The 22,428-nt window shown below is 64.6% G+C and carries 24 protein-coding genes and 2 tRNA genes; 18 read left to right on the top strand and 8 right to left on the bottom strand.

The features are described 5' to 3' along the window. Window positions 1–40: 40 nt before the first annotated feature. A complete protein-coding gene (locus tag HD883_RS25500; protein WP_179590385.1) occupies window positions 41–1,189 on the bottom strand; it encodes a hypothetical protein in 1,149 nt (382 codons plus the stop codon). A 178-nt stretch (window positions 1,190–1,367) separates the two neighbouring features. On the opposite strand from HD883_RS25500, the gene HD883_RS25505 reads away from it, so the two are divergent. From HD883_RS25505 to HD883_RS25555, 11 genes are all read left to right on the top strand, one after another. After that, a complete protein-coding gene (locus tag HD883_RS25505; RefSeq protein WP_179590384.1) occupies window positions 1,368–2,345 on the top strand; it encodes a LysR family transcriptional regulator in 978 nt (325 codons plus the stop codon). Window positions 2,346–2,491: 146 nt separating this feature from the next. Then, on the top strand, window positions 2,492–3,463 hold the full coding sequence (locus HD883_RS25510) for an ABC transporter substrate-binding protein (protein ID WP_179590382.1): 972 nt from the start codon (window positions 2,492–2,494) through the stop codon (window positions 3,461–3,463). 13 nt (window positions 3,464–3,476) lie between these two features. Further along, window positions 3,477–4,499 (top strand): aromatic ring-hydroxylating dioxygenase subunit alpha, encoded by a 1,023-nt coding sequence (locus tag HD883_RS25515; protein WP_179590380.1) that lies wholly within the window; start codon window positions 3,477–3,479, stop codon window positions 4,497–4,499. Next, window positions 4,496–5,434: an ABC transporter permease gene (locus tag HD883_RS25520; protein ID WP_179590378.1), complete on the top strand. Its 939-nt coding sequence runs from the start codon at window positions 4,496–4,498 to the stop codon at window positions 5,432–5,434. The genes HD883_RS25515 and HD883_RS25520 overlap by 4 nt, the downstream gene beginning before the upstream one ends. Before the next feature lie 2 nt (window positions 5,435–5,436). Then, window positions 5,437–6,255: a creatininase family protein gene (locus HD883_RS25525; RefSeq protein WP_179590376.1), complete on the top strand. Its 819-nt coding sequence runs from the start codon at window positions 5,437–5,439 to the stop codon at window positions 6,253–6,255. Further along, entirely contained in the window at window positions 6,252–7,133 is an 882-nt protein-coding gene (locus HD883_RS25530) for an ABC transporter ATP-binding protein (protein WP_179590373.1), read from the top strand. Before HD883_RS25525 ends, HD883_RS25530 begins: the two co-directional genes overlap by 4 nt. Then, complete coding sequence (locus HD883_RS25535; RefSeq protein ID WP_179590368.1) at window positions 7,126–7,896, top strand: cysteine hydrolase family protein; 771 nt, start codon at window positions 7,126–7,128, stop codon at window positions 7,894–7,896. Before HD883_RS25530 ends, HD883_RS25535 begins: the two co-directional genes overlap by 8 nt. Continuing rightward, the gene (locus HD883_RS25540; protein ID WP_179590364.1) at window positions 7,893–8,324 is read left to right on the top strand and encodes a cupin domain-containing protein; all 432 of its coding nucleotides are present in this window, start codon (window positions 7,893–7,895) and stop codon (window positions 8,322–8,324) included. Before HD883_RS25535 ends, HD883_RS25540 begins: the two co-directional genes overlap by 4 nt. Before the next feature lie 118 nt (window positions 8,325–8,442). After that, window positions 8,443–9,516 (top strand): DNA topoisomerase IB, encoded by a 1,074-nt coding sequence (locus tag HD883_RS25545; RefSeq protein WP_179590359.1) that lies wholly within the window; start codon window positions 8,443–8,445, stop codon window positions 9,514–9,516. A 79-nt stretch (window positions 9,517–9,595) separates the two neighbouring features. Further along, window positions 9,596–10,171 carry a type 1 glutamine amidotransferase domain-containing protein gene (locus HD883_RS25550; RefSeq protein WP_179590354.1) on the top strand — a complete coding sequence of 192 codons (576 nt, stop codon included), beginning with the start codon at window positions 9,596–9,598 and terminating at the stop codon, window positions 10,169–10,171. 48 nt (window positions 10,172–10,219) lie between these two features. Beyond that, window positions 10,220–10,296 (top strand) — tRNA-Arg (locus tag HD883_RS25555). A 5-nt stretch (window positions 10,297–10,301) separates the two neighbouring features. Here the strand turns inward: HD883_RS25555 and HD883_RS25560 are convergent. Beyond that, window positions 10,302–11,576, bottom strand: coding sequence for an extracellular catalytic domain type 1 short-chain-length polyhydroxyalkanoate depolymerase (locus tag HD883_RS25560; RefSeq protein ID WP_179590350.1), 1,275 nt, complete (start codon window positions 11,574–11,576; stop codon window positions 10,302–10,304). 293 nt (window positions 11,577–11,869) lie between these two features. On the opposite strand from HD883_RS25560, the gene HD883_RS25565 reads away from it, so the two are divergent. Then, on the top strand, window positions 11,870–12,136 hold the full coding sequence (locus HD883_RS25565) for a hypothetical protein (protein ID WP_179590348.1): 267 nt from the start codon (window positions 11,870–11,872) through the stop codon (window positions 12,134–12,136). A gap of 111 nt (window positions 12,137–12,247) precedes the next feature. Here the strand turns inward: HD883_RS25565 and HD883_RS25570 are convergent, their stop codons facing one another. Beyond that, on the bottom strand, window positions 12,248–12,532 hold the full coding sequence (locus tag HD883_RS25570; protein WP_179590346.1) for a hypothetical protein: 285 nt from the start codon (window positions 12,530–12,532) through the stop codon (window positions 12,248–12,250). 544 nt (window positions 12,533–13,076) lie between these two features. On the opposite strand from HD883_RS25570, the gene HD883_RS25575 reads away from it, so the two are divergent. The 3 genes from HD883_RS25575 (at window position 13,077) to HD883_RS28065 (ending at window position 14,537) form a co-directional block, all read left to right on the top strand. Further along, window positions 13,077–13,280 carry a cold-shock protein gene (locus HD883_RS25575; protein ID WP_179590344.1) on the top strand — a complete coding sequence of 68 codons (204 nt, stop codon included), beginning with the start codon at window positions 13,077–13,079 and terminating at the stop codon, window positions 13,278–13,280. Window positions 13,281–13,629: 349 nt separating this feature from the next. Continuing rightward, window positions 13,630–13,705, top strand: a tRNA-His gene (locus HD883_RS25580). Between the two features lie 112 nt (window positions 13,706–13,817). Next, window positions 13,818–14,537: a response regulator gene (locus HD883_RS28065; RefSeq protein ID WP_179590342.1), complete on the top strand. Its 720-nt coding sequence runs from the start codon at window positions 13,818–13,820 to the stop codon at window positions 14,535–14,537. A gap of 44 nt (window positions 14,538–14,581) precedes the next feature. On the opposite strand, the gene HD883_RS25590 is transcribed toward HD883_RS28065, so the two are convergent. Continuing rightward, window positions 14,582–14,992 (bottom strand): hypothetical protein, encoded by a 411-nt coding sequence (locus tag HD883_RS25590; protein WP_257022691.1) that lies wholly within the window; start codon window positions 14,990–14,992, stop codon window positions 14,582–14,584. 109 nt (window positions 14,993–15,101) lie between these two features. Here HD883_RS25590 and HD883_RS25595 point away from each other — a divergent pair, with 109 nt between their 5' ends. The 3 genes from HD883_RS25595 to HD883_RS25605 all read left to right on the top strand — a co-directional run bounded on the left by HD883_RS25595 (window position 15,102) and on the right by HD883_RS25605 (window position 17,634). Beyond that, complete coding sequence (locus HD883_RS25595) at window positions 15,102–16,097, top strand: GGDEF domain-containing protein (RefSeq protein WP_179590340.1); 996 nt, start codon at window positions 15,102–15,104, stop codon at window positions 16,095–16,097. Between the two features lie 209 nt (window positions 16,098–16,306). Then, the gene (locus tag HD883_RS25600) at window positions 16,307–16,861 is read left to right on the top strand and encodes a PIN domain-containing protein (protein ID WP_179590796.1); all 555 of its coding nucleotides are present in this window, start codon (window positions 16,307–16,309) and stop codon (window positions 16,859–16,861) included. Further along, entirely contained in the window at window positions 16,858–17,634 is a 777-nt protein-coding gene (locus HD883_RS25605; RefSeq protein WP_179590338.1) for a ZIP family metal transporter, read from the top strand. Before HD883_RS25600 ends, HD883_RS25605 begins: the two co-directional genes overlap by 4 nt. A 148-nt stretch (window positions 17,635–17,782) precedes the next feature. On the opposite strand, the gene HD883_RS25610 is transcribed toward HD883_RS25605, so the two are convergent. The 4 genes from HD883_RS25610 to HD883_RS25625 form a co-directional block, all read right to left on the bottom strand. After that, window positions 17,783–19,456 carry a Na/Pi cotransporter family protein gene (locus HD883_RS25610; RefSeq protein WP_179590335.1) on the bottom strand — a complete coding sequence of 558 codons (1,674 nt, stop codon included), beginning with the start codon at window positions 19,454–19,456 and terminating at the stop codon, window positions 17,783–17,785. A 76-nt stretch (window positions 19,457–19,532) separates the two neighbouring features. Continuing rightward, window positions 19,533–20,315, bottom strand: coding sequence for a 3-hydroxybutyrate dehydrogenase (locus HD883_RS25615; protein WP_179590333.1), 783 nt, complete (start codon window positions 20,313–20,315; stop codon window positions 19,533–19,535). A 51-nt stretch (window positions 20,316–20,366) separates the two neighbouring features. Next, complete coding sequence (locus tag HD883_RS25620; protein ID WP_179590331.1) at window positions 20,367–21,368, bottom strand: LLM class flavin-dependent oxidoreductase; 1,002 nt, start codon at window positions 21,366–21,368, stop codon at window positions 20,367–20,369. A gap of 72 nt (window positions 21,369–21,440) precedes the next feature. Next, window positions 21,441–22,427, bottom strand: a complete 987-nt coding sequence (locus tag HD883_RS25625; protein WP_179590329.1) for a sulfurtransferase — start codon at window positions 22,425–22,427, stop codon at window positions 21,441–21,443. Between the last annotated feature and the right edge of the window lies 1 nt (window position 22,428).

Here is a 22,428-nt window from a genome sequence, read left to right on the forward strand (position 1 = left end):
TTTAGCGGGCAGGCGACGACGCTGCCCCGCGGTTCCCCCGTTACCGCCCCGGCAAGGTGATTTCGCTGACATCGGGATGCACCCAGCGCAGGCATTCCCGGGTGGCGTCGATGCAGCCGCCGTCCTGGTAGACGCCCTGCGGCTCGCGCAGCTTCAGCATCATCGAATAGATACGTTCCACGGCTTGCGGGTCGGCCAGGGTGGCGCGCACGCGTTCGTCGACGATGTCGTCATTTACCGCCAGGGATCCATCCGGCTTGCGATAGGTGGCGTCCCGCCAGTGATAGATCTCCAGGCATTTGCGCTGGAGCGAGAACACCTTGGTCGGCGTCCAGAAATTGTTGAACAGGCCGTTGCCCAGATAGAAAATCCAGGACCCTTCATAGCCTTCCACGTCCGACGAATGCGGATCGGGATTGCGGAACCACAGCCGGTCGCCGGGCACGTAGAACTTCAGCGGCAGCGGGGCGTCCATGCTGCCGTATTCGCGCAGGAACACTTCGTGGAATTCGCCGGACACGATCGCGCGCGTTTCCCATTGCCGTTGCAGGTCGTCGGCCAGCGCCGGGTTGCAGATGGCCAGTTCGCGCGCCAGTCCCATCAGCGTGACGTATTCGGTGGCCCGGTAACAGGAAAACGACCACTTGCGCTCGCCATGGTCCGGTTGGGTCGCCTTTTGCAAGGCGTCGCGCAGCGGCTTGCCTGGCTTGACGGTAAAGCCGCGTTCGTCGCTGTAGTCCCACCAATCCATGGGCCGTTCGGCATCAACCGTATCGAAGGCCAGCACCGCCTGCCGTGCCGCTTCCACGATGTAGCGGCGAATGCGGATGGACGACAGCAGTTCGGGCACGTGCGGGAACACGAAGGCGATGGGGGACGCCAGCATGGCCACGACCACCTCGGTTTCCAGGTCTTGCGGGCGGGCCACCGTGTCCAGCCCCAATTCGTCATGCAGCCGGGTGGTGTCGTAGCCGGGGGTCCAGGCTTCGAACAGGTCGGGCCGCAACGTCAGGCGCAAACCGGCTTGGTCGCCCTCCGTTTCGGACCGCAGGTCGGCCACTTCCTCCAGCCCGTGCAAACGCAACCAGTCCATCACATCGCGCTCGGCTGCGGCGCGCGCGTCGCCCGTGGCGGCCAGCACCAGGATGCCGCCGTCGACCTGGACCGAACCGCCCTTGATATCCGTCATGCCCTGCTCCCCGCCGCTTGGCGATCGCTGTGGATAGGTTGTAGTCAAGTTGCGCGCGATTTGCCAGCACACAAATCTCACCGAGTAGTGATTACTCTTGCGCGAAAGGCAAAAGCGGGAGCGGTGGCGCACTGCCGATACAATGCCTTTCCACCGCCACGCTCACCTAGGGGCAGCCATGCGCGCCGATCTACAGTCACTGGACATCCATCACCTGACGGTGTTGAGTCTGCTCCTGCAGCACTGCAGCGTGACCAAGGTCGCCGAAAAAACCGGCCAGGCGCAGCCCGCCATCAGCCGGATGCTGGTGCGCCTGCGCAAGGTCACGGGCGACCCCCTGCTGGTGCGCAGCGGCATCCGCATGGTGCTGACCGAACGCGCGGTCGCCATGCGTGAACCGCTGCAGGAAATCCTGGCGCAGGTGGCGCGGATCGAGGTTGGCACCAATTTCGCGCCCGACCTGTCCGACAAGGAATTCCGGATCGCCTGCGCCGACTGCATCCCCACCTTGCTGCTGCCGCAGATCATCGCGCGGCTGACCAGCGCCGGACGCCGGATCCGCGCCAAGCTGCGGCTGATCGATCCTGCCTTTGACGTGGCGCGCGCGCTGGAAGAGGGCGAGCTGGACCTGGTGATCAACAACAGCCCCAATCCGCGCGAAGACCTGCGTATCGGCCGCCTGTACACCGACGAAGTGGTCTGCATGATGCGGTCCGGGCACCCCCTGGCGGGGGAAGCGCGCCTGTCATTGGCGCGCTACCTGAACATGCAGCATCTCGCGCCGCAGCCCAGCTCGCTGCGCGAGATGGGGCCGGTCGACGGTGAACTGGCCAAGGTCGGCTATCGCCGTGTGATTTCCGCCACCGTGCCGGAATTCAATCTGGCGCCCTATGTGTTGCTGTCCACCGACCTGGTGTTCACCACGGGCCGCGTGTTTGCCGAGCACTACGCCAAGCTGCTGCCGGTCACCATCGTGCCGGCGCCCCGCGAATTCCCGCCGATGCGGTTCTACCAGCTCTGGCATGAACGCAACCACGCCAGCGATTCCAACCGCTGGCTGCGCCAGCAAGTCAGCGACGCCGTACGTGAACTGGTCGTCGATCCTCACCATGGCGATCGCGGCATGCTGACCCCGGTAGTGGCCGCCGAGGCCTGACTCATACCACTTGCGTTATGTACTGTATGGTGGCCGCGAGGCTGCCGCCTTCCCCTGATGCCGCATAGACTGCCTCATCGGCCTCTTGAGCCGGTTTGACATCAGGAAGCGCACCACGTCGGTGTGCACCACTTTGGGGAAAGGCAATGTCTATACGTCGTTGGTGGCCCGTGGCAGTAGCCACGCTGTTGACTGCAGCAAACGCGCACGCCGCAGAAAAGCTCACCTTCCTCACCAGCTGGAAGGCACAGGCCGAACACGGCGGCTACTACCAGGCGCTGGCCAAGGGCTATTACCAGGCCTGTGGCATTGACCTGAACATTCGCCAGGGCGGTCCCGCCATCGACGGCAAGCAGCTGTTCGTTGCGGGCGCCGTCGACATGATGATGGCCTCGTTCAGCGACACCGCCTTCCAGGTCAATGAAGCCGGCTTTGCGGCCAAGGCCGTGATGTCGTCGTTCCAGAAAAGCCCGCAGATCCTCATGACGCATGCCGGCAACGGCATCGAGAAGATGGAAGAGATGCGCGGCAAGCCCGTCATGGTGTCGGCCTCGTCGCGCACCAGCTTCTGGCCCTTCCTGCGCAACAAATTCGGTTTTACGGATGCCCAGCTGCGCGCCTACACCGGCCAGCTCGCCCCGTGGCTGCTCGACCCCACTGGCATCCAGCAAGGCCTGCTGACCAACGAGCCGTATCGCGTGCAGACCGAAACCGGCAAGTCGCCCAAGACCTTCCTGCTGGCCGACTATGGCTACGAGGCCTATAGCTCGGTCGTGATCGCCAGCAAGAAGATGATCGACGAAAAGCCGCAGCTCGTGCAGTGCTTCGTGTCCGCCACGCGCAAGGGCTGGGAAGAGTTCTTTGTCGATCCCAAGCCGGCCGTGGCCCTGATCAAGCAGAACAACCCCGAGAACACCGACGACCTGATCGCCTATGCCATCCGCACGATGAAGTCGGCCGGCATCGTCGAATCCGCCGACACCGCCAAGGGCGGCATCGGCACCATGACCGACGCGCGCTGGAAATCGCACTTCGACATGCTGGCGTCGGCCGGCCTGATCTCGAAGACGCTGGACTACAAGAGCGCGTACACGCTGCAGTTCGTGAACGCGAAGTAAGAGGGAGCCTGCCATGATCGTGACGAAACAAGCCGTGCTGCGCCGCTTCTGGTATGCGGTGATGCCCGTGTCCTTGCTGGATGAAGGACAACAGGGATTCACGCTGCTGGGCGAAAAGATCGTGCTGTGGAAGACCGCCGAAGGCAAGATCGCCTGCCTGCAGGACCGGTGCTGCCACCGCACGGCCAAGCTGTCCCTGGGTTTCGTCGAGAACGACAACATCGTCTGCGGCTATCACGGCTGGACGTTCGACACGGCAGGCGCCTGCGTTCGCATGCCCCAGCGGCCCGATGAACCCATCTCTGCAAAACATTGCGTGAAGGCGTTCCGGGCCGAAGAAAAGTATGGCTATGTGTGGGTCGCGCTGGACGACCCGCTGACCGGCATTCCCGAGATTCCCGAAGCCGCGCTGCCGGGCTTTCGCCAGGTGCCGGAGTTCTATGAGCCCTGGAAAATCGGCGCGCTGCGGCTGATGGAAAATTCCTTTGATTCGGCGCACGTGGCCTATGTGCATCGCGAAACCTTTGGCGATGTGGCCCAGCCCGAAGTCGGCGCGCGTGAAGTCGAAGTCAGCGATTTCGGTTTCGATTCGGCCTACGACTCGCCGGTGGTCGTGCGCGGCGACACGGCGCAGAAAGCCGTCGTCACCGCCGATGGCCGCACGGTGCGCCACACCCATTCGACGTGGTACATGCCCTTCGCGCGCCGCACGGCCATCCGCTACCCGCATGGCCTGCAACACGTGCTGATCACCTGTGCGACGCCCATGGACAATGGCAACACCATGGTCGTGCAGTGGGTGTACCGCAATGACACCGAAGCCGATGTGGCGTCGGCCGACGTGGTGGCCTTTGACCGCGCCGTCACGCTTGAAGACCAGCTGATCCTTGAAAGCTGCGAACCCGATGTGCCGCTGTCCACCCAGGACGGCGAAGAACTGCACATGCCATCCGACCGTCCCGGCCTGATCATGCGCCGCATGCTGTCGCAGTTGCTGCGCGAGCACGGCGAAACCGAACAGCGAGCCTTTGCATGAGCACACCTGCCAACAGCCTGCCCGGCGCCGCCGTGCGCGGCGTCGCGCCTCCCGCCTCGGTGGCTGCCGGCGCCGCCGCGGCCACGTCGCCGTCGACTGCCTTGCCAGCCGCGCCCACGGGCACGGCCATCAAGGCGCCGTCCAAGTGGCGCACCCGCGCGCCCAACATCCTGCTGCCGCTGATCACGGGCGTGGCTTTCCTGCTGCTGTGGGAATGGCTCGTCACGATCAACAACATTCCGAAGTTCGTCCTGCCTTCGCCGTCGCTCATTTTCCAGACCTTGATCGCCGACCACGTGACGCTGTTTCGCGCCTTGCGTTTCACGGCCGCGATCACGCTCAGCGCCTTCTTCCTGGCCTTGATCAGCGGCCTGGCGGTGGGCGTGCTGCTGACCCAGAGCCGTTCGCTGGAACTGGCGTTCTGGCCCTATGCGGTGGTGTTGCAGGTCACGCCATCGATCGCCATCGCGCCGCTGATCATCATCTGGGTGGGACTGGACCGCTTGTGGCTAGCGCTGCTGTTGCTGGCGTGGATCGTGGCCTTCTTTCCTATCCTGTCGAACACGGCCATCGGCCTGAAGTCGGTCGATCACGGCCTGCGCAATGTATTCGAGCTGTATGGCGCGTCGCGCTGGAAGCGCTTCCGCTATCTGCAGCTGCCTTCGGCCTTGCCCTACATCCTGGCAGGCGTGCGCATCTCGGCGGGGCTGTCGGTGATCGGCGCGGTGGTGGCCGAATTCATGGCCGGCAGCGGCACCGCGACCGGCCTGGCGTGGACGATTGTCGAAAGCGGAAATCTGCTGAATATCCCGCGTATGTTCGCCGCCTTGCTGATGCTGTCGGTGTTCGGCATCGGCATCTGGTATGCGACGGCCTTCATCCAGTGGGTGCTGCTGCATCGCTGGCATGAAAGCGAAACCAAACAGGAGAATTGATCATGTCCGCTGTTATCAAGTCCGGCTTTCCCCGCCGCCAGTGGGTCGACATGACGACCGAGGAATTCGCGGCGCTGACCCCCGACACGGTGGCGGTGCTGCCCGTGGCCGCGATCGAACAGCATGGCCCGCATCTGCCTGTATTTGTCGATGCCTGCATCAATGCCGGCGTGGTCGACCGCACGCTCAAGCTCCTGCCCGATGATTTGCCCGTCACGTTCCTGCCGGCCCAGACCATCGGCAAGTCGAACGAACACCAGGCCTTTCCCGGCACGCTGACCCTGCGCGCCGAGACCCTGATCCAGCTCTGGACCGACATTGCCGAAAGCGTGTATCGCGCCGGCATCCGCAAACTGGTGCTCTTCAACTCGCATGGCGGCCAGCCGCAGGTGATGGACATCGTGGCGCGCGACCTGCGCGTGCGGCTCGACATGTTCGTGGTGACGGCGGCGACCTGGAGCTTTGGTTCGGTACCCGACCAGTACCCGCCCGACGAAAAGACGTATGGCATTCATGGCGGGTCCAGCGAGACCTCGATGATGCTGGCGCTGCGGCCCGACCTGGTGCAACTGGACAAGGCGCAGAACTTCACGCCGCTCGGTATCGAGCTGGCCCAGGAATATCGCTACCTGAACGCCGAAGGCCGGGTGGGCTTCGGCTGGCAGACCCAAGACCTGCATCCGGCCGGCGCCTGCGGCAACGCGCTCGACGCCGATCCGGAACGCGGCAACCAGAGCCTGGATCATGCGGCGCGCGGTTTCGCGACGCTGCTCCAGGAAGTCCATCGTTATCCCCTGGATCGCATGAGGTCGCGCGCATGATTTCCGTCGTCCCCAACGTGGCCGCCGTCAGCACGGCGGCGCCGCATGCCCCCCATGCCCCGGTATCCACCAAGCCCCTGGTGCGCCTGCGCGGCGTCGACAAGGTCTACGCCAACGGCACGCTGGCCGTGCAGAACCTGAACCTGGATATCCGGGCCAACGAATTCATCAGCCTGCTGGGCCCGTCGGGCTGTGGCAAGTCCACGGCACTGCGGATGATCGCGGGCCTGGGCGAACACAGCCGCGGCGAAATCGACTGGCCGACCGCCCGCTACGATGCGCGCGGCAGGCCCATCCGCGAGATCGGCTTTGTGTTCCAGGAGCCCACGCTGATGCCTTGGGCCACGGTGTTCGACAACGTCTATCTGCCGCTGATGCTCAAGGACATTCCACGCGCCGAAGTGGTGGATCGTGTCAACAATACGCTGGACATGGTGGGCCTGCTGGCGTTCGCCAATTCGCATCCGCGAGAGCTGTCGGGCGGCATGAAGATGCGTGTGTCGATCGCGCGCGCACTGGTGACCCAGCCCAAGCTGCTGTTGATGGACGAGCCGTTCGCGGCACTGGATGAGATCACCCGCTCAAAATTGAACAACGATCTGCTCGACATCTGGCAGCGCGCGCAGTGCACCGTGGTGTTCGTCACGCACAGCATCTACGAAAGCGTCTACCTGTCGAACCGCATCGTCGTGCTGGCCGCGCGTCCGGGCCGCATGATCGGTGAACTGGCCGTGGATACGCCGTACCCGCGCACCAACGATTTCCGGCTTACGCCCGAATACATCGCGCATTGCCGCGCTGTATCCGACATGCTGGACCTGGCCATGCATGGCGCCGCGCCTGCGTCGACGCTTGCTTCGGAACATTCGCATGGCTAAGTCTTTTCCTTTGGGTTCGTCGCCGCGCAATCAGTGGCAGGTGTCGCGGGAGTCAGCCAACCTGGTGCGCACGCCCGCCGCGCCGCAGCCGGTCAGTTTCACGGCGACGCCGCAACACCTGACGATCGACCTGCGCCGCACGGCGATCGTGGTCATCGACATGCAGAACGACTTTTGCCATCCGGACGGCTGGCTGGCGTCGATTGGCGTGGACGTGTCGCCGGCGCGCACGCCGATCGCGCCGCTGGCCAGGCTGTTGCCCGCCTTGCGCCAGGCTGACGTGCCGGTCGTGTGGGTGAACTGGGGCAATCGCCCCGACCAGCTGAACCTGAGCCCGTCGCTGCTTCACGTCTACAAGCCGGCGGGCGAGGGCGTCGGCCTGGGCGACCCCCTGCCATCCAATGGCGCGGCGGTGCTGGAGGCCGGATCATGGGCCGCGGCCGTGGTCGACGAGATCGCGCCACACCCGGGCGATATCGAGGTCGCCAAGTACCGCATGAGCGGCTTCTGGGATACGCCGCTGGATTCGATCCTGCGCAATCTGGGCGTGACGACCTTGCTGTTTGCCGGCGTCAACGTCGACCAGTGCGTGCTGTGCACGCTGCAGGACGCCAACTTCCTGGGCTACGACTGCGTGCTGCTCGACGACTGCTCGGCCACCACGTCGCCGGCCTTCTGTGCCGATGCCACCCGCTACAACGTCAATCAATGTTTCGGCTTCGTTGCCGAGTCCACCGCCTTGCTGCAAGGGATGTCAGCATGAACGTGCCAGCAGCCATCAAGAAGTCCATGGGGGCCTGCCCGGCCTTCCGCATCTCGAGCGGGGACACCAATTATTTTGCCCTGGTCTTTGACCGCGAAGGCGAAGACTGCGACCTGGTTGCCGTAGTCGAGATTTTCGAGCCTGGCGGCCGCACGCCGCCCAACGGCCACCTGCGTGCGCACGAAATGTTTTTCGTGCTGGAAGGGGAGGGCGATGCCTATGCCAACGGCGAGTGCACCCGCATTGCCAAGGGCGACGCCCTGATGATCAAGCCCGGCACCGCGCATGCGATCGAAAACGTGGGCGCCGGCAAGCTGTATTGCCTGACGGTCATGGTGCCCGATGAAGACTTTGCGGCGTTGATCCGATCTGGCACTCCGGTCAAGCTGCAGGAAGACGATCTGCGCGTCTTGGGCGGGTTGCGCTAAGCGCGATCTTGCGCAGTTTTTGCCGGGGCCGGGCAGTTTTTTCACGTCCATGACAGCAGCCGCCCGCCTGTGCAGCAGGCGGCACTCGCTTGGCATGAAGCGTGCATAGGGGGTTGTCATGGATGACCTGCACCCGACCCCGAGTCAGCACGAGATTGCTGAGATCCCCGCCGACGCGGCCCTGCATTGCCAGGTTGGCGGGCTGACGTATGTCGATGACCGGCTGCCGGGCATTTCGCGCAAGATCATCCGCAAGCACTTCCAGTACTTCGACCCTAGCGGTCAACGCATTACCGACCAGGCCGAGATCAAGCGCATCAATGCGCTGGTGATCCCGCCGGCCTATACCAACGTGTGGATCTGCCCCGATCCCGATGGCCATATCCAGGCCACCGGGCGGGATGCCCGCGGCCGCAAGCAGTACCGGTACCACCCGCGCTGGCACGAGGTGCGCGACGCCAACAAGTATGAACAGCTGTCGGAATTCGGGCATGCCCTGCCGCGCGTTCGCAAGCACGTGGACGCCAACCTGGCGGCCAGCGGCCTGTCGCAGGAAAAAGTCATGGCCGTGGTGGTGCGGCTGCTGGAGACGACGCTGATCCGCATCGGCACCAGCCGCTATGCCAAGGTGAACCGTTCGTATGGGCTGACCACCATGCGCCGTCAGCACGCGTCCGTGCAGGGCGGGCGCATCCGCTTCAAGTTTCGCGGCAAGAGTGGCGTCGAGCACGACGTGACGCTGACCGATCGCCGTATCGCCAACATCGTCAAGCGCTGCATGGAAATTCCGGGTCACGACCTGTTCCATTACCGTGACGACGACGGCACCATTCGCCATATCGATTCCGGCACGGTCAACGCCTACCTGCGCGAAGTCGGCAAGGGCGAGTTCACGGCCAAGCATTTCCGCACCTGGGGTGGCTCCGTCATCGCGCTTGCAGCTTTGCAGCGCATTCCGTTCACCAGCGCCGACGACGCCCGCAAGGTGGTTGTCGCGGTCATCAAGGACGTGGCCAAACGCCTGGGCAACACGCCCGCCGTGTGCCGGTCCTGCTATATCCACCCCGCCATCATCGACGCCTACCTGCGGGGCGATCTGCCCCCGCCGCCCAAACTTTCCAGCCCGCGCGGCCTGAGCCTGGATGAGCGCCGGCTTTTGCATTTCCTGGAAAGCAGCAACGCCCAGAGTTGACTCTGCCGTCGGGTACAAAAGTTGCGATTGGTGAGTCGAGTCACTCATCAATAGCATGGACTACGGCAAGGAGAGCCACATGGGATCATCCCTGGAAGGTATTAGCGTCGCCGTTCTGGTCATGGACAATTTTGAGCAGGTCGAGATGACCAGCCCGCGCCAGGCACTCGAAGCCGCCGGCGCCAAAGTCGTTGTGGTATCGAAGAAGGCCGGGCAGGTCACCGGCATGAATCATGACGTCAAGGCCGACAGTTTTCCGGTCGACATGACATTCGAGGATGCCGACCCCGATCAGTTTGCAGCCGTCGTGCTGCCGGGCGGCGTGTTCAATTCGGACACCATCCGCAGCGAAGTCGGCGCGCAGCGCTTCGTGCAGAATATTCACGAGCAGGGCAAGCCGATTGCCGTGATCTGCCACGGCGCCTGGCTGCTGGTGTCCGCCGGACTGGTCGATGGCAAGAACATGACCAGCTGGCCGTCCCTGCAGGACGACATCCGCAACGCGGGCGGGGATTGGATGGATGAAGAGGTGGTCCTTGACGGCAATCTGATCAGCAGCCGCAAGCCGGACGACCTGCCCGCCTTCAACGCCAAGCTGATCGAAGCGCTGGGCGCCAGCCAGGCGCAGATTCCCGCAGCGGGCATGCCCACCTGATCGGTCGCCTGCCCGGGGGATACGATACAATCCCGGCCTTCCGCAGATCTGCCCTTAGCTCAGTCGGATAGAGCAACAGCCTTCTAAGCTGTGGGTCGGGGGTTCGATTCCCTCAGGGCAGGCCACCGTCTTATTCCGCCGTCGCGCCTTCGCGGCGGTGCGACCTGAAAAACCGCCACAGCAACGCCGACGCATCCGGACCCCGCCTCGCATGAAAGCGATGCGCCGGGTCTCCGCCTGCCCAGGCGTGATCCAGCTGCGCGATCTCGCACACCCGCACCACCGTCTTGCTGCCCCGCCGATAGTCCAGGCGGCGATAGGCGTCAGGCGTCGCCACGGCCAGCTCGGCCGTCACGGGCGTTTCGCCGTCCATGCCATTCACGTGCAGGAATTGTTTCGTCAGCTGTTCTGCATTGCGCGGCGCCACCACGGGATCCCGCATGCCTTGCAGGATCAGCGCGGGCAGGGCGGCATCGTCTTCCAGGCGCCCCGGCCGGGTATTGGCCCCCAGCACGCCAGCCAGCAAGGACAGGGGGTCGCGCAGCGTGCCGCGCCGCATGGTGCTCAAGCCCGCCGACGTGCTGCTTGCCGCGCCCACCACCGCGCCGGAATGCATGCCGACGGCGGCAAATCGATGCGCATGGCGCAGGGCCACCAGGGCCGCCATTCCGGCGCCCGCCGACATGCCGGCCACGTAACGTCGTTCAGGATCCAGTCGGTATTGCTGAGTTACGCTGTCCGCAAGGTTGGCGATGGCATCGGCCTCCGCCGCACCGACGCCCGCTTCGGGCTGGAACCAGCGCCAGCACCGATGGGATTGGGCCCCGCGCGATTGCTGGGGGTACAGCACGGCAAACCCCTCGCGCTCGGCAAGCCGGTTCATGCGGGTTCCCGCCGCAAGGTCGCTCGCACTCTGGCTGCAGCCATGGAGCATGACGATCAGCGGCAGGCCGACGGCAGGCCGGCTGGAAGGCAGATAGACGAAATAGTCCAGACGGCCGATCAGCTCGCCTTGCATGGGCGGCGTGGAGAAGACGCCCGCCACCCAGGTGCCTGTGGCCGCCGCCGCAACCGGCGCGGCAGGCACCGGACGCCGGACGCTCCGTTGCAGGGGCGAGCGGGCCAGGGTGCCCTGGCTCAGCGTGCCACTGCCCAGGGCGGCGGCGCCCGCACCCGCCGCACCGCGTTTGCGCGGGCTGGCAGGCGGCGTCAACGCACTGGTCTTTCCGGTGCCGGTCTTGGTGGTGGTGGGTCTGGGCGTGCTGGCTTTCAGCGCCTTGGCGTTGGCAGCCGCCGTCTTGGTCGCCGTGCTCGTGGCGAGCTTCATGGCACGACGCTGCAGCCGCGCAATGCCGGTGGCGGCGTCGAGCATCAGTCGTGTCAGTGAGCGGCTTTTTCTGGCCATGGAAGATCCCGGGAGTCGGCGCAAGGTAGCGTGACCTCCATTGTCAGTCATCTGCTGACAAATGGTGCACTGCGGTGACCAACGGACACCATGGCGCATCAACGCCACGCCGCCGGGAAAGTCGTAAGGATTTGTCTTGATGGGCGGCGCGCGATCGACATGTCACGATCGGGCCGTTCCCGTCATCCGGGGGCATTGTTCCCAAGGCGTTGAGTCATCACCGCCCACGGCATGGGATTCTGGCGGGCCACTCCGGGCCGCCAATCGCATGCTGCGTTTGAAAGGAGTGAACCATGTCGCATGGCGCAGGCGAAACCTATAAAGGGTATTTCATCAAGACCGTGGCCCGGGCAGTCAATCCCCATAGTGTGGTCTCGGTGCTGTTCGAAGGTTCGGCCAGCGTGTCGCAAGACCCCGCTGCCGCCTACGAAGACATCGTGCCGGAATCGCATATTGGCGAAGACCAGGTGTTTGGCACCGAATTCGAAGCGCATCGGCACGCCGAGCGTGCGGCGCGCAAATTTATCGACGGTCTGAAGCACGAAGCAAAAACCGCCTGACGGCGCTGTGGGGTGAGCTGTCTCCGCCCGCGTCGTGGTGGCGGGTGGACGTGAAAAGGGCGGGCCGGTGTTTCACCGGCCCGCCCTTATACCTTCAGTCAAACGAAAGGACTATCGTTCGTTAGGTTGGCGTGCGCCACCTTGCTGGTTATTGCCGGCCTGCTGGGACCGCTGATTCTGCTGGTCCTGCTGGTCGTTGCGACGCGAGGGGTCCTGATTCGCCTGGTTGCCCTGGTTGCCTTGCTTGGCTTGGTCGCCCTGGCGCGCGCCGCCGGATTGCTGGCCGTGCTGCGAGGCATTGTTGCCTTGCTGTTGTGGCTGCTTCTGATTCGATTGGTCGGCGGTGTTCTGGGCGTTTTGGCCTGAGTTGCCTTGCTGGTCAGTGGTCTGCTTCATTTTGTCGTCTCCAAATGCTAGGAATTTCCCTAGGGTTTGTATTGGAAAGCCCGAAGGGACGTGGCATTTGCCACGATTTTCAACCAGCAATTGATGTGCCGGACCTGCTCACCCAGTGCATTATCTGCAGCGTCGCGCAAGTTTTGGCGTGCTTGATCGGTAAATTGCGCCAGCTTTGGGTAAATTCTGCGCGCGTAAATGCCACGGCTAGGGAAAACACGCAGGTTTTGGTGCCATCCGCGGGATAAGTCCTGCAAAATCAATCACTTGGATTCATCTCAAATACCACTCGTGGCGACTACTTAAAAAAAGCGAAAAGGCCTTGCTGTTTTTCTCGGACATTGTTGTACAGTAGCGGTACGCAAACGCAAACCTGTTGACGGAAAAGGCTCCTAGCCCCATAGTCAATTGGCAAGATTTTCAAGTGACGCGGTTTTGTTCAGTGTGGTTGCCTTTAACGGTACTTCAGTTGGCCTATTGCCCTTCCTTGATTTCTTCTTGCGGTTCCGAGCATTTGCTCACCTAAACTCCAAGGAAGTACAGCATGGCCACAGGCATCGTTAAATGGTTCAACGACGACAAAGGTTTCGGGTTCATCATGCCCGATGACGGCGGCAAAGACCTTTTCGCCCACTTTTCGGAAATTCAAGCAGAAGGTCGCAAGACTCTGCTGGAAAACCAAAAGGTGAGCTTCGAGGCTACCCAAGGTCCTAAGGGCCCACAAGCCTCCAAGATCCGCCCGCTGTAAGCTTTTAGCTGTCAGCCCTGCGCTGTCGGCACTGGTCCGCAAGGTCCAGTCGCTCTACAAGTCGTCGGTCCAAAAAGCTCCTCCGGGAGCTTTTTGTCATTGTGGGCTTGCGAAGTGCAGGGCTCCGGTAGCGGGCCCAGCGGCGGGCAGCAGGGCGGTTAGCCCGCTCGGTAATGACTGCGAAAATGCGGTCTGTCAGCCGCGTAATGATGTCCGCTTTGCCAAGCGAACGAAAGTTAGCTAGAATGCTGTTCTTCGCTGCTGCAGCCCGTTCGGGAAGCACGTGAAGGCAGGTGAAACGCAGTTGGTTGATCCTGGCAGCGTTGTCATGCAGTTTGTCTTTTCGGTGGTGACTGTAGCTCAGTCGGTAGAGTCCCGGATTGTGATTCCGGTTGTCGTGGGTTCGAGCCCCATCAGTCACCCCACCCTCCCCCTAGTTCAAAATACCCGCCGCAGATCCTGCTGGATCCGTCCTGGCCATGAATCCCCCATCTTGATCATTGCAGTTGGCCACGCCACGTAGGCGGCAGCTTGCCCGTGTCCTCGCGTATCCACGTCATAATTTCCGGCAGCGGTAATTCGCGCCGCCATGCATGGCTGCTGGGGCCCTGGCGTCAGTCCTTGCGCCACCGCCGTGTTGCGGTTGTGTCCGATGGTTGCCGCAACTGCAATATGGCGCTGGAGCGCCTGCACGCAGCTATCGAAGTGGTTAAGATGGCGCCTGCGTTGACGGGCTGTCCGTCAACGGCTCGCGCTGACGATTCCATTCCGGGTTCGGGGGCGCGAATGCGCTGCACTGCAGCGCTCCAACGCGGTGCGACAGGTATGGATCTTGCATTTTCCTTGCGCGCGCCCGCCGCGGCGTGTCATTCGAGGAGATGGGATTTGAATCAGGCTTTACCCCGCCGTGTGCTGATCGTCGACAATTATGTCAGCGCCGCGGAAGCGCTCGCGGAAGCGTGCAGCGATCATCATGATGTCCGTTTCGTTGGTGGCGGGTCGGCCGCAATGGAAATGGCGCTGTCGTGGCGTCCCCGTGTGATGGTCCTGGATATCGACATGCCGGCGCCGAATGGGCTGGATGTCGCGACCATGATCCGCGAGACGTCTCACCTGGATCCCATCATGCTGATCGCCGTGACCGGCCGTGATGCCGCGTTCGACCGCGAAGAAGCTCTGGCGCACGGGTTTGACAGTTACCTGACCAAACCGGTGGATGTCGACAGGTTGCTGACGCTGATCGCCAGCGCGGAGTAAGGGCTGGGGCGGCTAGGCCGCCGTAGCAGGAAGGCCGCAGCGGCTTACAGCGCGGCAGCCTTGGCAGGCAGCTTGTTGGCCGCGGGCGCGGCCGCCGGAGCAGGGGCGTCGAGCCTGGCCCGGCCATTGGGCAGTACCGGAGCGACTTCGGGCCGGATGACGGTCAGGTTGTTCTGCATCATGTAGTCGTTCATTTCACGCCAGCCCAGAAAGATTGCGGCCTTGGGCATGTTGGGATTGAACGTATAACAATCTTCAAGTGCGCGACCGGCCTGGCGGCAGGCGCCACCGATGGCCTTGCCTTCGGCTTCCTTGCGGGCTTCGAGTTTCGATACGGGCTGCAGCCCGACATAGTCGCAACCCGCCAGGCTGCCCAGGGCGGTCAGGACGGCCAGCAGTGCAGCGCGCTGGCGCAGCGGGCGTACGATTGAACGCAGGATGGAAGTCTGGGACATGGCTAAGGCGGGTATCGATGTCGTCATAGGGGCTTTATCGGACGCCATAGCGTGGAACTGTAGGGCCGCCTTCTCTAAACTTGTGCCAACCCTTGCCGATAAGTGAGTGATGCACCGTCATATCCCTCCTCACCTGCCCGCCGACGGCGCGCCAGGCAGCCTGACTCTCGAAGACTGGGACGCGCTTGCGCGTTCCGGCCTGTTTGCCGGTACCACCGCCGAACAACGGCTGCTGGTCGAACCGTTCGCATGCACGCGGCACCTTGCCCACGGGGCGTTCCTGCTGCAGCCGGGCGAGGCCAACAGCAATATCTACGTGCTGGTCGAAGGTCAGCTCGGCGCCTATCGCGATGCGGCCACCCAGCGCATGCTGGCGCGGTTCGTTCCGGGCGACGCCGTGGGTGAACACGCCCTGATCGGCCAGGAAGGCGGCACCGTCTATGTGGCGGCGCAGTGGCCGTCGCGGCTGGTCGTGCTGAACGCGGCTGCGCTGCGCGCGGTGATCGACGCCGTGCCGCGTATCGCCATCAATGTGCTGGACATGCTCAGTGAACGCTTGCGGGCCATGAACCTGCGGCTGGAACCCGACGAGCAGGCCGAATCCATGGATTTCATGGCGACCCACGACGCCGTCACCGGGCTGCACAACCGCCGCTGGATGTCGGACGCGTTCCAGTCCGAAATCGCGCAGTCGCAGCAGGCGGGGCAGCTGCTGCACCTGATGCTGATGGACATCGACCACTTCGACCGCTTCAACCAGGCGCTGGGCCGCAATGCGGGTGATGCCATCCTGCGGCAGCTGGCCGACCTGATCCGGCAGGTGTTGCCGGGGATCGAGACACTGGTGCGCGTATCGGGCGACCGTTTCGCGGCGCTGCTGTCCGACGTCACCCTGAATGAAGCGGTGGCGGCGTGCGACCGGCTGCGCAATCACATTGCCGGCCGGCAGTTCGCGCTGCGCGGGCACATCGCCACGCAGATCACCGTGTCGATCGGCATCACGCCGGCCGGCACCGACCTGGATACGGCGCTGGGCAACGCGGCCATTGCCCTGGCGCGGGCCAAGGAACGCGGCCGCAACCTGGTCGAGTCCCTCCCTTCCTAGCCACGGCGCGGCTCGACAGCCGCTGCCGGTGTATCCTTCGGGTCGGCTTCCAGCGGGGGGAGCAGGGCGCTGCCGCGCCCTCTTGCCGCACCAATCTCTACAGGGTCACCGTGGTATCAGATTCCTCATCGACCGGGGCGCCGGTCCCGGCCGCGCTCGCGGCGGCGCGTCGCGCACCGCACTACCTGGTGCTCGACGCCTGCGTGCTCATGTCGTCCATCTTGCGGCCCTTGTTGCTCGACGTGGCCGACGCCGGTTTCTTCCGCCCGATCTGGAGCGCCCGCATCGGCCAGGAATGGCGGCGCAACGCGGCGCGCATCTGGGCCGTCGCACCCGAACAGCTCGATGCGCAGTGGGCGGACATGACCGCCCGGTTTCCGGATGCCGATCCGGGTGACCTGAGCGCCTACGAGGCGGGCCTGCGCTACAGCGATGAAAAGGACTGGCACGTGATCGCCGCCGGGCTGGCCAGCCGCGCGCGCAGCACCAGTCAGATGACACCTGAAGTCCGGGTGCTGACCTGGAACCTGAAGGACTTCAACAAGGGCGAACTGAAACGCCAGGGGCTGACGGCGTGGGATCCGGACCGTCAGCTGTCGGCCTGGCTCGAGCAGTCGCCCGAACCAATGCTGCCCTTGCTGATGACCGTGCGCACGCACGCGCTGGCGCGGGGGCGCGACGAACCTGTTGCCCAGACCCTGAAACGGGAACGGCTGTTCCGCTGCGGCCGCCTGCTGGCCACGATGGAAGGAGTCGCGGCATGACCCTAGTCTATATCGTACTGGCGACCCTGGTCAGTGGCGTGGTGTCGGCCCTGGTGGCCGGCTGGCTGGGCTTTCGCTACTTTTCGCGCTACCTGCACGAAATGGTCAGTTTTTCGGTGGGCGTCCTGTTGTCGGTGGCGCTGCTGCATACCTTGCCCGAAGCGTTCGAGTCCGAAGCCGATACGCGCACCCTGTTTGCCCTGTTGCTGGGCGGACTGCTGATCTTTTTCATGCTGGAAAAGGTGGCGCTGCTGCGGCACAACCACCATCACGAGCATGACGGGCATCACCACCCGGCCGGGCATGATGCCCACGAAGCCGGCCGCGGTGGCATGGCCGTGCTGGTGGGGGACGGCCTGCACAACTTCTGCGACGGCATCCTGGTCGCCGCGGCCTTTCTGGCCGACCCGAAGCTGGGCGTGCTGACAGCCCTGTCGATCGCCGCGCATGAAGTGCCGCAGGAACTGGGCGATTTCATCATCCTGGTGAACGCCGGGCTGACGCGCAAACGCGCGCTGCTGTTCAACGTGCTGTCCAGCATGATGGCGATCCTGGGTGGCGTGCTGGGCTACTTCCTGCTGGAAGGCTCGCAAGCGCTGCTGCCTTATGTGCTGGTGGTGGCCGCCAGCAGCTTCATCTACATTGCCGTGGCCGACCTGATGCCGCAGATGCAGAAGCGGACTAGCCTGCGCGACAGCCTGCCGCAGTTCGTGCTGGTCGGGGCGGGCGTGGCCATTGTGTATACCCTGACGGTAGTGTTTCACGCGCATTGAGCGGGACAGGGCGCGGCCGCAGCGTCTTTGGCGGCCGGCGGTTCATGCGGCCGCTGCGGCCTCGCTGGCTGCCGGCGCTCGCCAGTCGCCGGCGCTCACCAGTCGCCGGCGCTCGCCAGTCGCCAGCGCTCGCCCGTCGCCGCCTCTTTCAAGCCGCCGGCGCTTCCTCTTCCGGCCGCACCCGCGTCGTCAACAGTTCGCCATGATGTTCCAGCACCGGGTAGGCCGCCGCGGCTACCAGGTGCGTGTTGACCCGGCGCAAGTCCCGCAGCACATCCAGGTGCATGCCGCTGGTTTCGGAACTGTCGATCCGCCCGGCGCGCAGCCGGACGAAGTGGGCGCGCGTCGCCTCGGTCTCCATCTGACGAAACACGTCCTTTTCCGCCGCGAGCATGCGGGCGGCGCGGGCGTCATCCGTCATGAACAGGGACGCGGCCAACTGCAGGTTGGTCGACAGGCGATCCAGCATGGCCGTCATTTCCGCCTGCCCCTCGGGCGAAAAGCGCAGGCCGCGCTTGAGCCGTTTGGTGGCCTGCGCCAGCAGATTCTTTTCGATCACATCGCCAGCGTGTTCCATGTTGGTGATAAAGGCGATGATCTCGCCCGCGCGCCGCCGATCGTCGGTCGTCATCTCGTCCGGGTCCAGGGCCGACACGTAGGTCTTGATGGCGGTGTTGAGCCGGTCCAGCACGTCGTCCTGGCGTTTGCCTTCGGCGATCCGGTTGCGGTCCCCCTTGGTGAACGCATCGCGGGTGAAGGCCAGCATGCTTTGCAAGGTGTCCGCCATCCGCAGGGCTTCGCGGGCCGCATGGCCCAGCGCCACGATGGGGACTTCACGCGCCGCACTGTCCAGATAGCGCGGCCGCCCGGGGTCGGACAGGTCCTCATTCGCCGGCAGCCAGCGCCGCAGCAGCTTGGCGTAGGGCGTGAGCAGCGGCAGGCACAGCACCGCCAGGCCGACGTTGAACAGGGTGTGGAAATTGGCGACCGCACGCGCGTGGCTGCCGCCCAGCGCGCTGACCCAGGGCTGGATCACGCCCAGCAGCGACAGGACAATGACGGCGCCCACGCCGCGCACCACAAAATTGCCCAGCGGCAGGCGGCGCGCGACCGGATCGTCTTTGGCCGACCCTTCCAGCAACGGGTTGATGGCGGTGCCCAGGTTGGCGCCCAGCACCAGCGCGAACGCCGTGTCGGGCGGCACGATGCCTTGGGTTGCCAGTGACATCACCAGGACCACCACCGCCACGCTGGAATGCGCGGCCCAGGCCAGGATGGCCGCGATCACCATTGCCAGACCGGTCTGCGACGCCAGGGCACGCAGGCCGGTGCGCAATGCAGGCAGGTCACGATAGGGTTCGAGCAGGCCGACCAGCAGGTGCAGCGACATCAGCAGCAGGCCCAGCCCGATCATCACGCGGCCCAGGTCGCGCGTCATGCTGGCATTGCTGCGGCGGAACATGACCACGCCGATCAACACCAGGATTGGCGCGATCGGCGAAATATCGAAAGACAGCAGCTGCACGATCAGCGTCGTGCCCACATTGGCACCAAGCATGGCGCCCAGCGCCGGCACCAGACCGACCAGCCCGCTCGCCGCAAAGCCCGCCACCATCAAGCCCGTGGCGGTGCTGCTCTGCAGGATGGCCGTGACGCCCATGCCCGCGAAAAATCCGTAGAAACGATTGGCCAGCGCAATGCCGAGCGCCGTGCGCAGGCTTGGCCCGAAGGCGCGCTGGATGCCGGTCTGCACCATGTGGACGCCCCACAGCAGCAGCGCGACATAGCCGGCCAGGTCAAGCAAGGTAATCAGAATAGTCATTGAACCGTCAATCGGCGCGCGCCGGGCGCGCCGTCATCACTCCTTGAAAATCGTTGCGACAGGCGGGGCCCGCGCATCAATGCATGTACCAGCCGTGGCTGACGACGAACGATTGCCCGGTAAACGCAGCGGACGGGAAGGTGGCCAGGAACAGCACCGTGTCCGTCACGTCCTGCAGGGTCGTGAATTCGCCGTCGACCGTGTTGCCCAGCATGACCTTGCTGATCACTTCGGCTTCGCTGATGCCCAGGCTGGCCGCCTGTTCGGGAATCTGTTTGTCCACCAATGGCGTACGCACGAAACCCGGACACACCACGTGGGAACGCACGTTGTGCGGGGCGCCTTCCTTGGCCAGCACGCGGTTCAGGCCCAGCAGGCCATGCTTGGCGGTCACGTAGGCCGACTTGAGCGGCGAGGCCAGGTGCGAATGGACCGAGCCGGTGTAGATCACGATGCCGCCCCGGTCGTCTTTGTACATGTGCTTGAGGGCGGCCTTGGTTGTCAGGAACGCGCCGTCGACATGGATGGCCATGACTTTTTTCCAGTCCGCGTAGGCGAATTCGTGGATGGGAGCCACCACCTGGATCCCGGCATTCGAGATCAGGATGTCGATGCTGCCATAGGCGTCGACCACCTGCTGCGTGCCGGCTTCCACCGCCGCTTCATCCGTCACGTCAATGGCGACGCCCATGGCCTTGCCGCCCGCGGCTTCCAGTTCCGCTGCCACGGCCTGCGCCGCCGCAAGATTGATGTCGGCGATGGCGACCGCCGCGCCTGCCTTGCTCAGGCCGATCGCGATGTCTTTGCCGATACCGCTGGCGCCGCCGGTCACGATGGCGACTTTTCCCTGGAGCTGCATGGTGGTGTTCCTTGGTGAGAGATTAAGGGCGGTGCTGCCGAGCCGGGACGATCAGTCGGCCAGCGCTTCGGCAACGAGGGCATAACTGCGCACCCGGGCCGCGTGGTCATGGATGGTGGACGTGATGACCAGTTCTTCGGCATGGGTGGCGGCCGCGAGCGCGCCCAGCGATTCCCGCAGCTGGTCGGGCGATCCGATGTGGATGCGGCTGCGGTTGTACTGGCGCAGGCTTTCTTCCTGCGGGCTGTAGCGGTAGGCGAGGGCTTCTTCCACGCTGGGCACCGGTTCGCCGCGGCGGCCGCTGCGTGTGCGCATCATGGTCAGGTCGGCCGTGGCCGCCAGACGCGTGGCTTCTTCTGGTGTCTCGGCGCAGATGACCGACACGCCCAGCATGGCCTTGGGATACTGCCCCAGGGCCGAGGCGCGGAAGCGGTCGCGATACAGATGCATGGCTTCTTGTGCGTGTTCCGACACGATGTGGTGGGCGTACACGAAGCCCAGGCCATTGGCCGCGGCCACCTGGGCGCCGTAGGTGCTTGACCCCAGGATCCAGATCGGCGGGCAGGCCACCCCCATCGGCGCGGCGCGCACGCGGGCGTGCGGGTGGCCTTCGGGCATCACGTCTTTCAAATAGCCGACCAGATCGGCCAGTTGCTGCGGAAAGTTGTCGCTGTCTTCGGCATTGCGCCGCAAGGCGCTCGCGGTAATCGGGTCCGTGCCCGGCGCACGGCCCAGGCCCAGATCGATCCGGGTGGGGAACATGGCTTCCAGCATGCGGAACAGTTCGGCCACCTTGAGCGGGCTGTGATTGGGCAGCATGATGCCGCCCGAGCCCACCCGCAGCGTTGACGTGGCGGCGGCCACACGGGCAATCAGCAGTTCGGGGGCCGAGCAGGCCAGCATGGCCGTGTTGTGATGTTCGGCGAACCAGTAGCGGTGGTACCCGAAGGTTTCGACCGCCTGGGCCAGCGCAATGCTGTTGGCGATGGCATCGGATGGCGTGAAACCCGACGGTACCGGGCACAGATCAAGGACGGAAAGCTTGAGCGACATGGGGCAGAGCCATTCGACAGGGATGCAGAGAGTGTGAACCCGCTGTGGTTTTCCCGCAACCCGAGAGCCGTGTCAGGGCGTTGCGCCGATCGCCACCGGGCGGCCCGGGTCGGCGCACCACTCGCTCCACGAGCCCGGGTAGAGCGCCGAGCCGTTCAGCCCGGCGTGTTCCATGGCCAGGATGTTGTGGCAGGCTGATACGCCCGACCCGCATTGATGGATCACTTGGTCGGCCGGGACCTGGCCGAGCAGGGCGGCAAATTCCTGTTTCAGGACAGCGGCCGGCTTGAAGGTGCCGTCGGGCTGCAGGTTTTCCTGGAAGGGGCGGTTGAGCGCGCCCGGAATGTGGCCCGCCACCGGGTCCAGCGGTTCGGTCTCGCCGCGATAGCGAGCGCCCGCACGTGCGTCGACGACCTTGGCGGCGCGCGTGTTCAGGTTGGCCAGCATGTCCTGCGTGGTCACGGTAGGCGCCAGGCGCGGCCGTGCAGCGCCCGCCGACAGGAAGGATTGCGCGCCTGCCTGGGGGGCCGCTGCATCGCCGGCGCCCGGCATGGGTCCGCCTGACGTGGGTTCCCCCAAGACGCTGCCCGCCATCTGCTGTTGCTCCTGGGTGGCCAGGTCGCCCTGGGTAACGGCGTCGCTTTCGACCGGACTGCTGTCTACCGGAAAGCCGCCCGCCTCCCATCCCTTGAAGCCGCCATCCAGCACTGCCACCCCTGCGTGGCCGAGCCAGCGCAGCATCCACCAGAAGCGGCCCGCCGACTGGCCGGTGTGGTCGTCGTGCACGATGACCTGCGTGTCGGGGCCGATGCCCAACTGCGCCACGAGTTTGCGAAAGATATCCGGATCGGGCAGGGGGTGCCGTCCGTTCTGGCCGGTATGGCGGCCCGCCAACTGGGTGTCCAGGTCGACGAAGCGGGCGCCGGGAATGCGCGAGCGGGCATGCGAGTCCCGCCCGTGGGCCGGATTCATGAGGTCGTGCCGGCTGTCGATGACAAGCCAGTTCGGCTGGCCCAGATGGGCGGCCAGTTCCTTTGCGGAAATCAGGGTGGTGAACATG

Origin of the sequence: Pigmentiphaga litoralis (assembly GCF_013408655.1) — a bacterium.
In the GTDB taxonomy this organism is placed as follows: Bacteria; Pseudomonadota; Gammaproteobacteria; order Burkholderiales; family Burkholderiaceae_B; genus Pigmentiphaga; species Pigmentiphaga litoralis_A.

Coding starts and splice junctions, on each gene's coding strand:
- HD883_RS25500 (WP_179590385.1), bottom strand. CDS start 1,189: ATGACGGATATCAAGGGCGGTTCGGTCCAGGTCGACGGCGGCATCCTG.
- HD883_RS25505 (WP_179590384.1), top strand. CDS start 1,368: ATGCGCGCCGATCTACAGTCACTGGACATCCATCACCTGACGGTGTTG.
- HD883_RS25510 (WP_179590382.1), top strand. CDS start 2,492: ATGTCTATACGTCGTTGGTGGCCCGTGGCAGTAGCCACGCTGTTGACT.
- HD883_RS25515 (WP_179590380.1), top strand. CDS start 3,477: ATGATCGTGACGAAACAAGCCGTGCTGCGCCGCTTCTGGTATGCGGTG.
- HD883_RS25520 (WP_179590378.1), top strand. CDS start 4,496: ATGAGCACACCTGCCAACAGCCTGCCCGGCGCCGCCGTGCGCGGCGTC.
- HD883_RS25525 (WP_179590376.1), top strand. CDS start 5,437: ATGTCCGCTGTTATCAAGTCCGGCTTTCCCCGCCGCCAGTGGGTCGAC.
- HD883_RS25530 (WP_179590373.1), top strand. CDS start 6,252: ATGATTTCCGTCGTCCCCAACGTGGCCGCCGTCAGCACGGCGGCGCCG.
- HD883_RS25535 (WP_179590368.1), top strand. CDS start 7,126: ATGGCTAAGTCTTTTCCTTTGGGTTCGTCGCCGCGCAATCAGTGGCAG.
- HD883_RS25540 (WP_179590364.1), top strand. CDS start 7,893: ATGAACGTGCCAGCAGCCATCAAGAAGTCCATGGGGGCCTGCCCGGCC.
- HD883_RS25545 (WP_179590359.1), top strand. CDS start 8,443: ATGGATGACCTGCACCCGACCCCGAGTCAGCACGAGATTGCTGAGATC.
- HD883_RS25550 (WP_179590354.1), top strand. CDS start 9,596: ATGGGATCATCCCTGGAAGGTATTAGCGTCGCCGTTCTGGTCATGGAC.
- HD883_RS25560 (WP_179590350.1), bottom strand. CDS start 11,576: ATGGCCAGAAAAAGCCGCTCACTGACACGACTGATGCTCGACGCCGCC.
- HD883_RS25565 (WP_179590348.1), top strand. CDS start 11,870: ATGTCGCATGGCGCAGGCGAAACCTATAAAGGGTATTTCATCAAGACC.
- HD883_RS25570 (WP_179590346.1), bottom strand. CDS start 12,532: ATGAAGCAGACCACTGACCAGCAAGGCAACTCAGGCCAAAACGCCCAG.
- HD883_RS25575 (WP_179590344.1), top strand. CDS start 13,077: ATGGCCACAGGCATCGTTAAATGGTTCAACGACGACAAAGGTTTCGGG.
- HD883_RS25590 (WP_257022691.1), bottom strand. CDS start 14,992: ATGTCCCAGACTTCCATCCTGCGTTCAATCGTACGCCCGCTGCGCCAG.
- HD883_RS25595 (WP_179590340.1), top strand. CDS start 15,102: ATGCACCGTCATATCCCTCCTCACCTGCCCGCCGACGGCGCGCCAGGC.
- HD883_RS25600 (WP_179590796.1), top strand. CDS start 16,307: ATGTCGTCCATCTTGCGGCCCTTGTTGCTCGACGTGGCCGACGCCGGT.
- HD883_RS25605 (WP_179590338.1), top strand. CDS start 16,858: ATGACCCTAGTCTATATCGTACTGGCGACCCTGGTCAGTGGCGTGGTG.
- HD883_RS25610 (WP_179590335.1), bottom strand. CDS start 19,456: ATGACTATTCTGATTACCTTGCTTGACCTGGCCGGCTATGTCGCGCTG.
- HD883_RS25615 (WP_179590333.1), bottom strand. CDS start 20,315: ATGCAGCTCCAGGGAAAAGTCGCCATCGTGACCGGCGGCGCCAGCGGT.
- HD883_RS25620 (WP_179590331.1), bottom strand. CDS start 21,368: ATGTCGCTCAAGCTTTCCGTCCTTGATCTGTGCCCGGTACCGTCGGGT.
- HD883_RS25625 (WP_179590329.1), bottom strand. CDS start 22,427: ATGTTCACCACCCTGATTTCCGCAAAGGAACTGGCCGCCCATCTGGGC.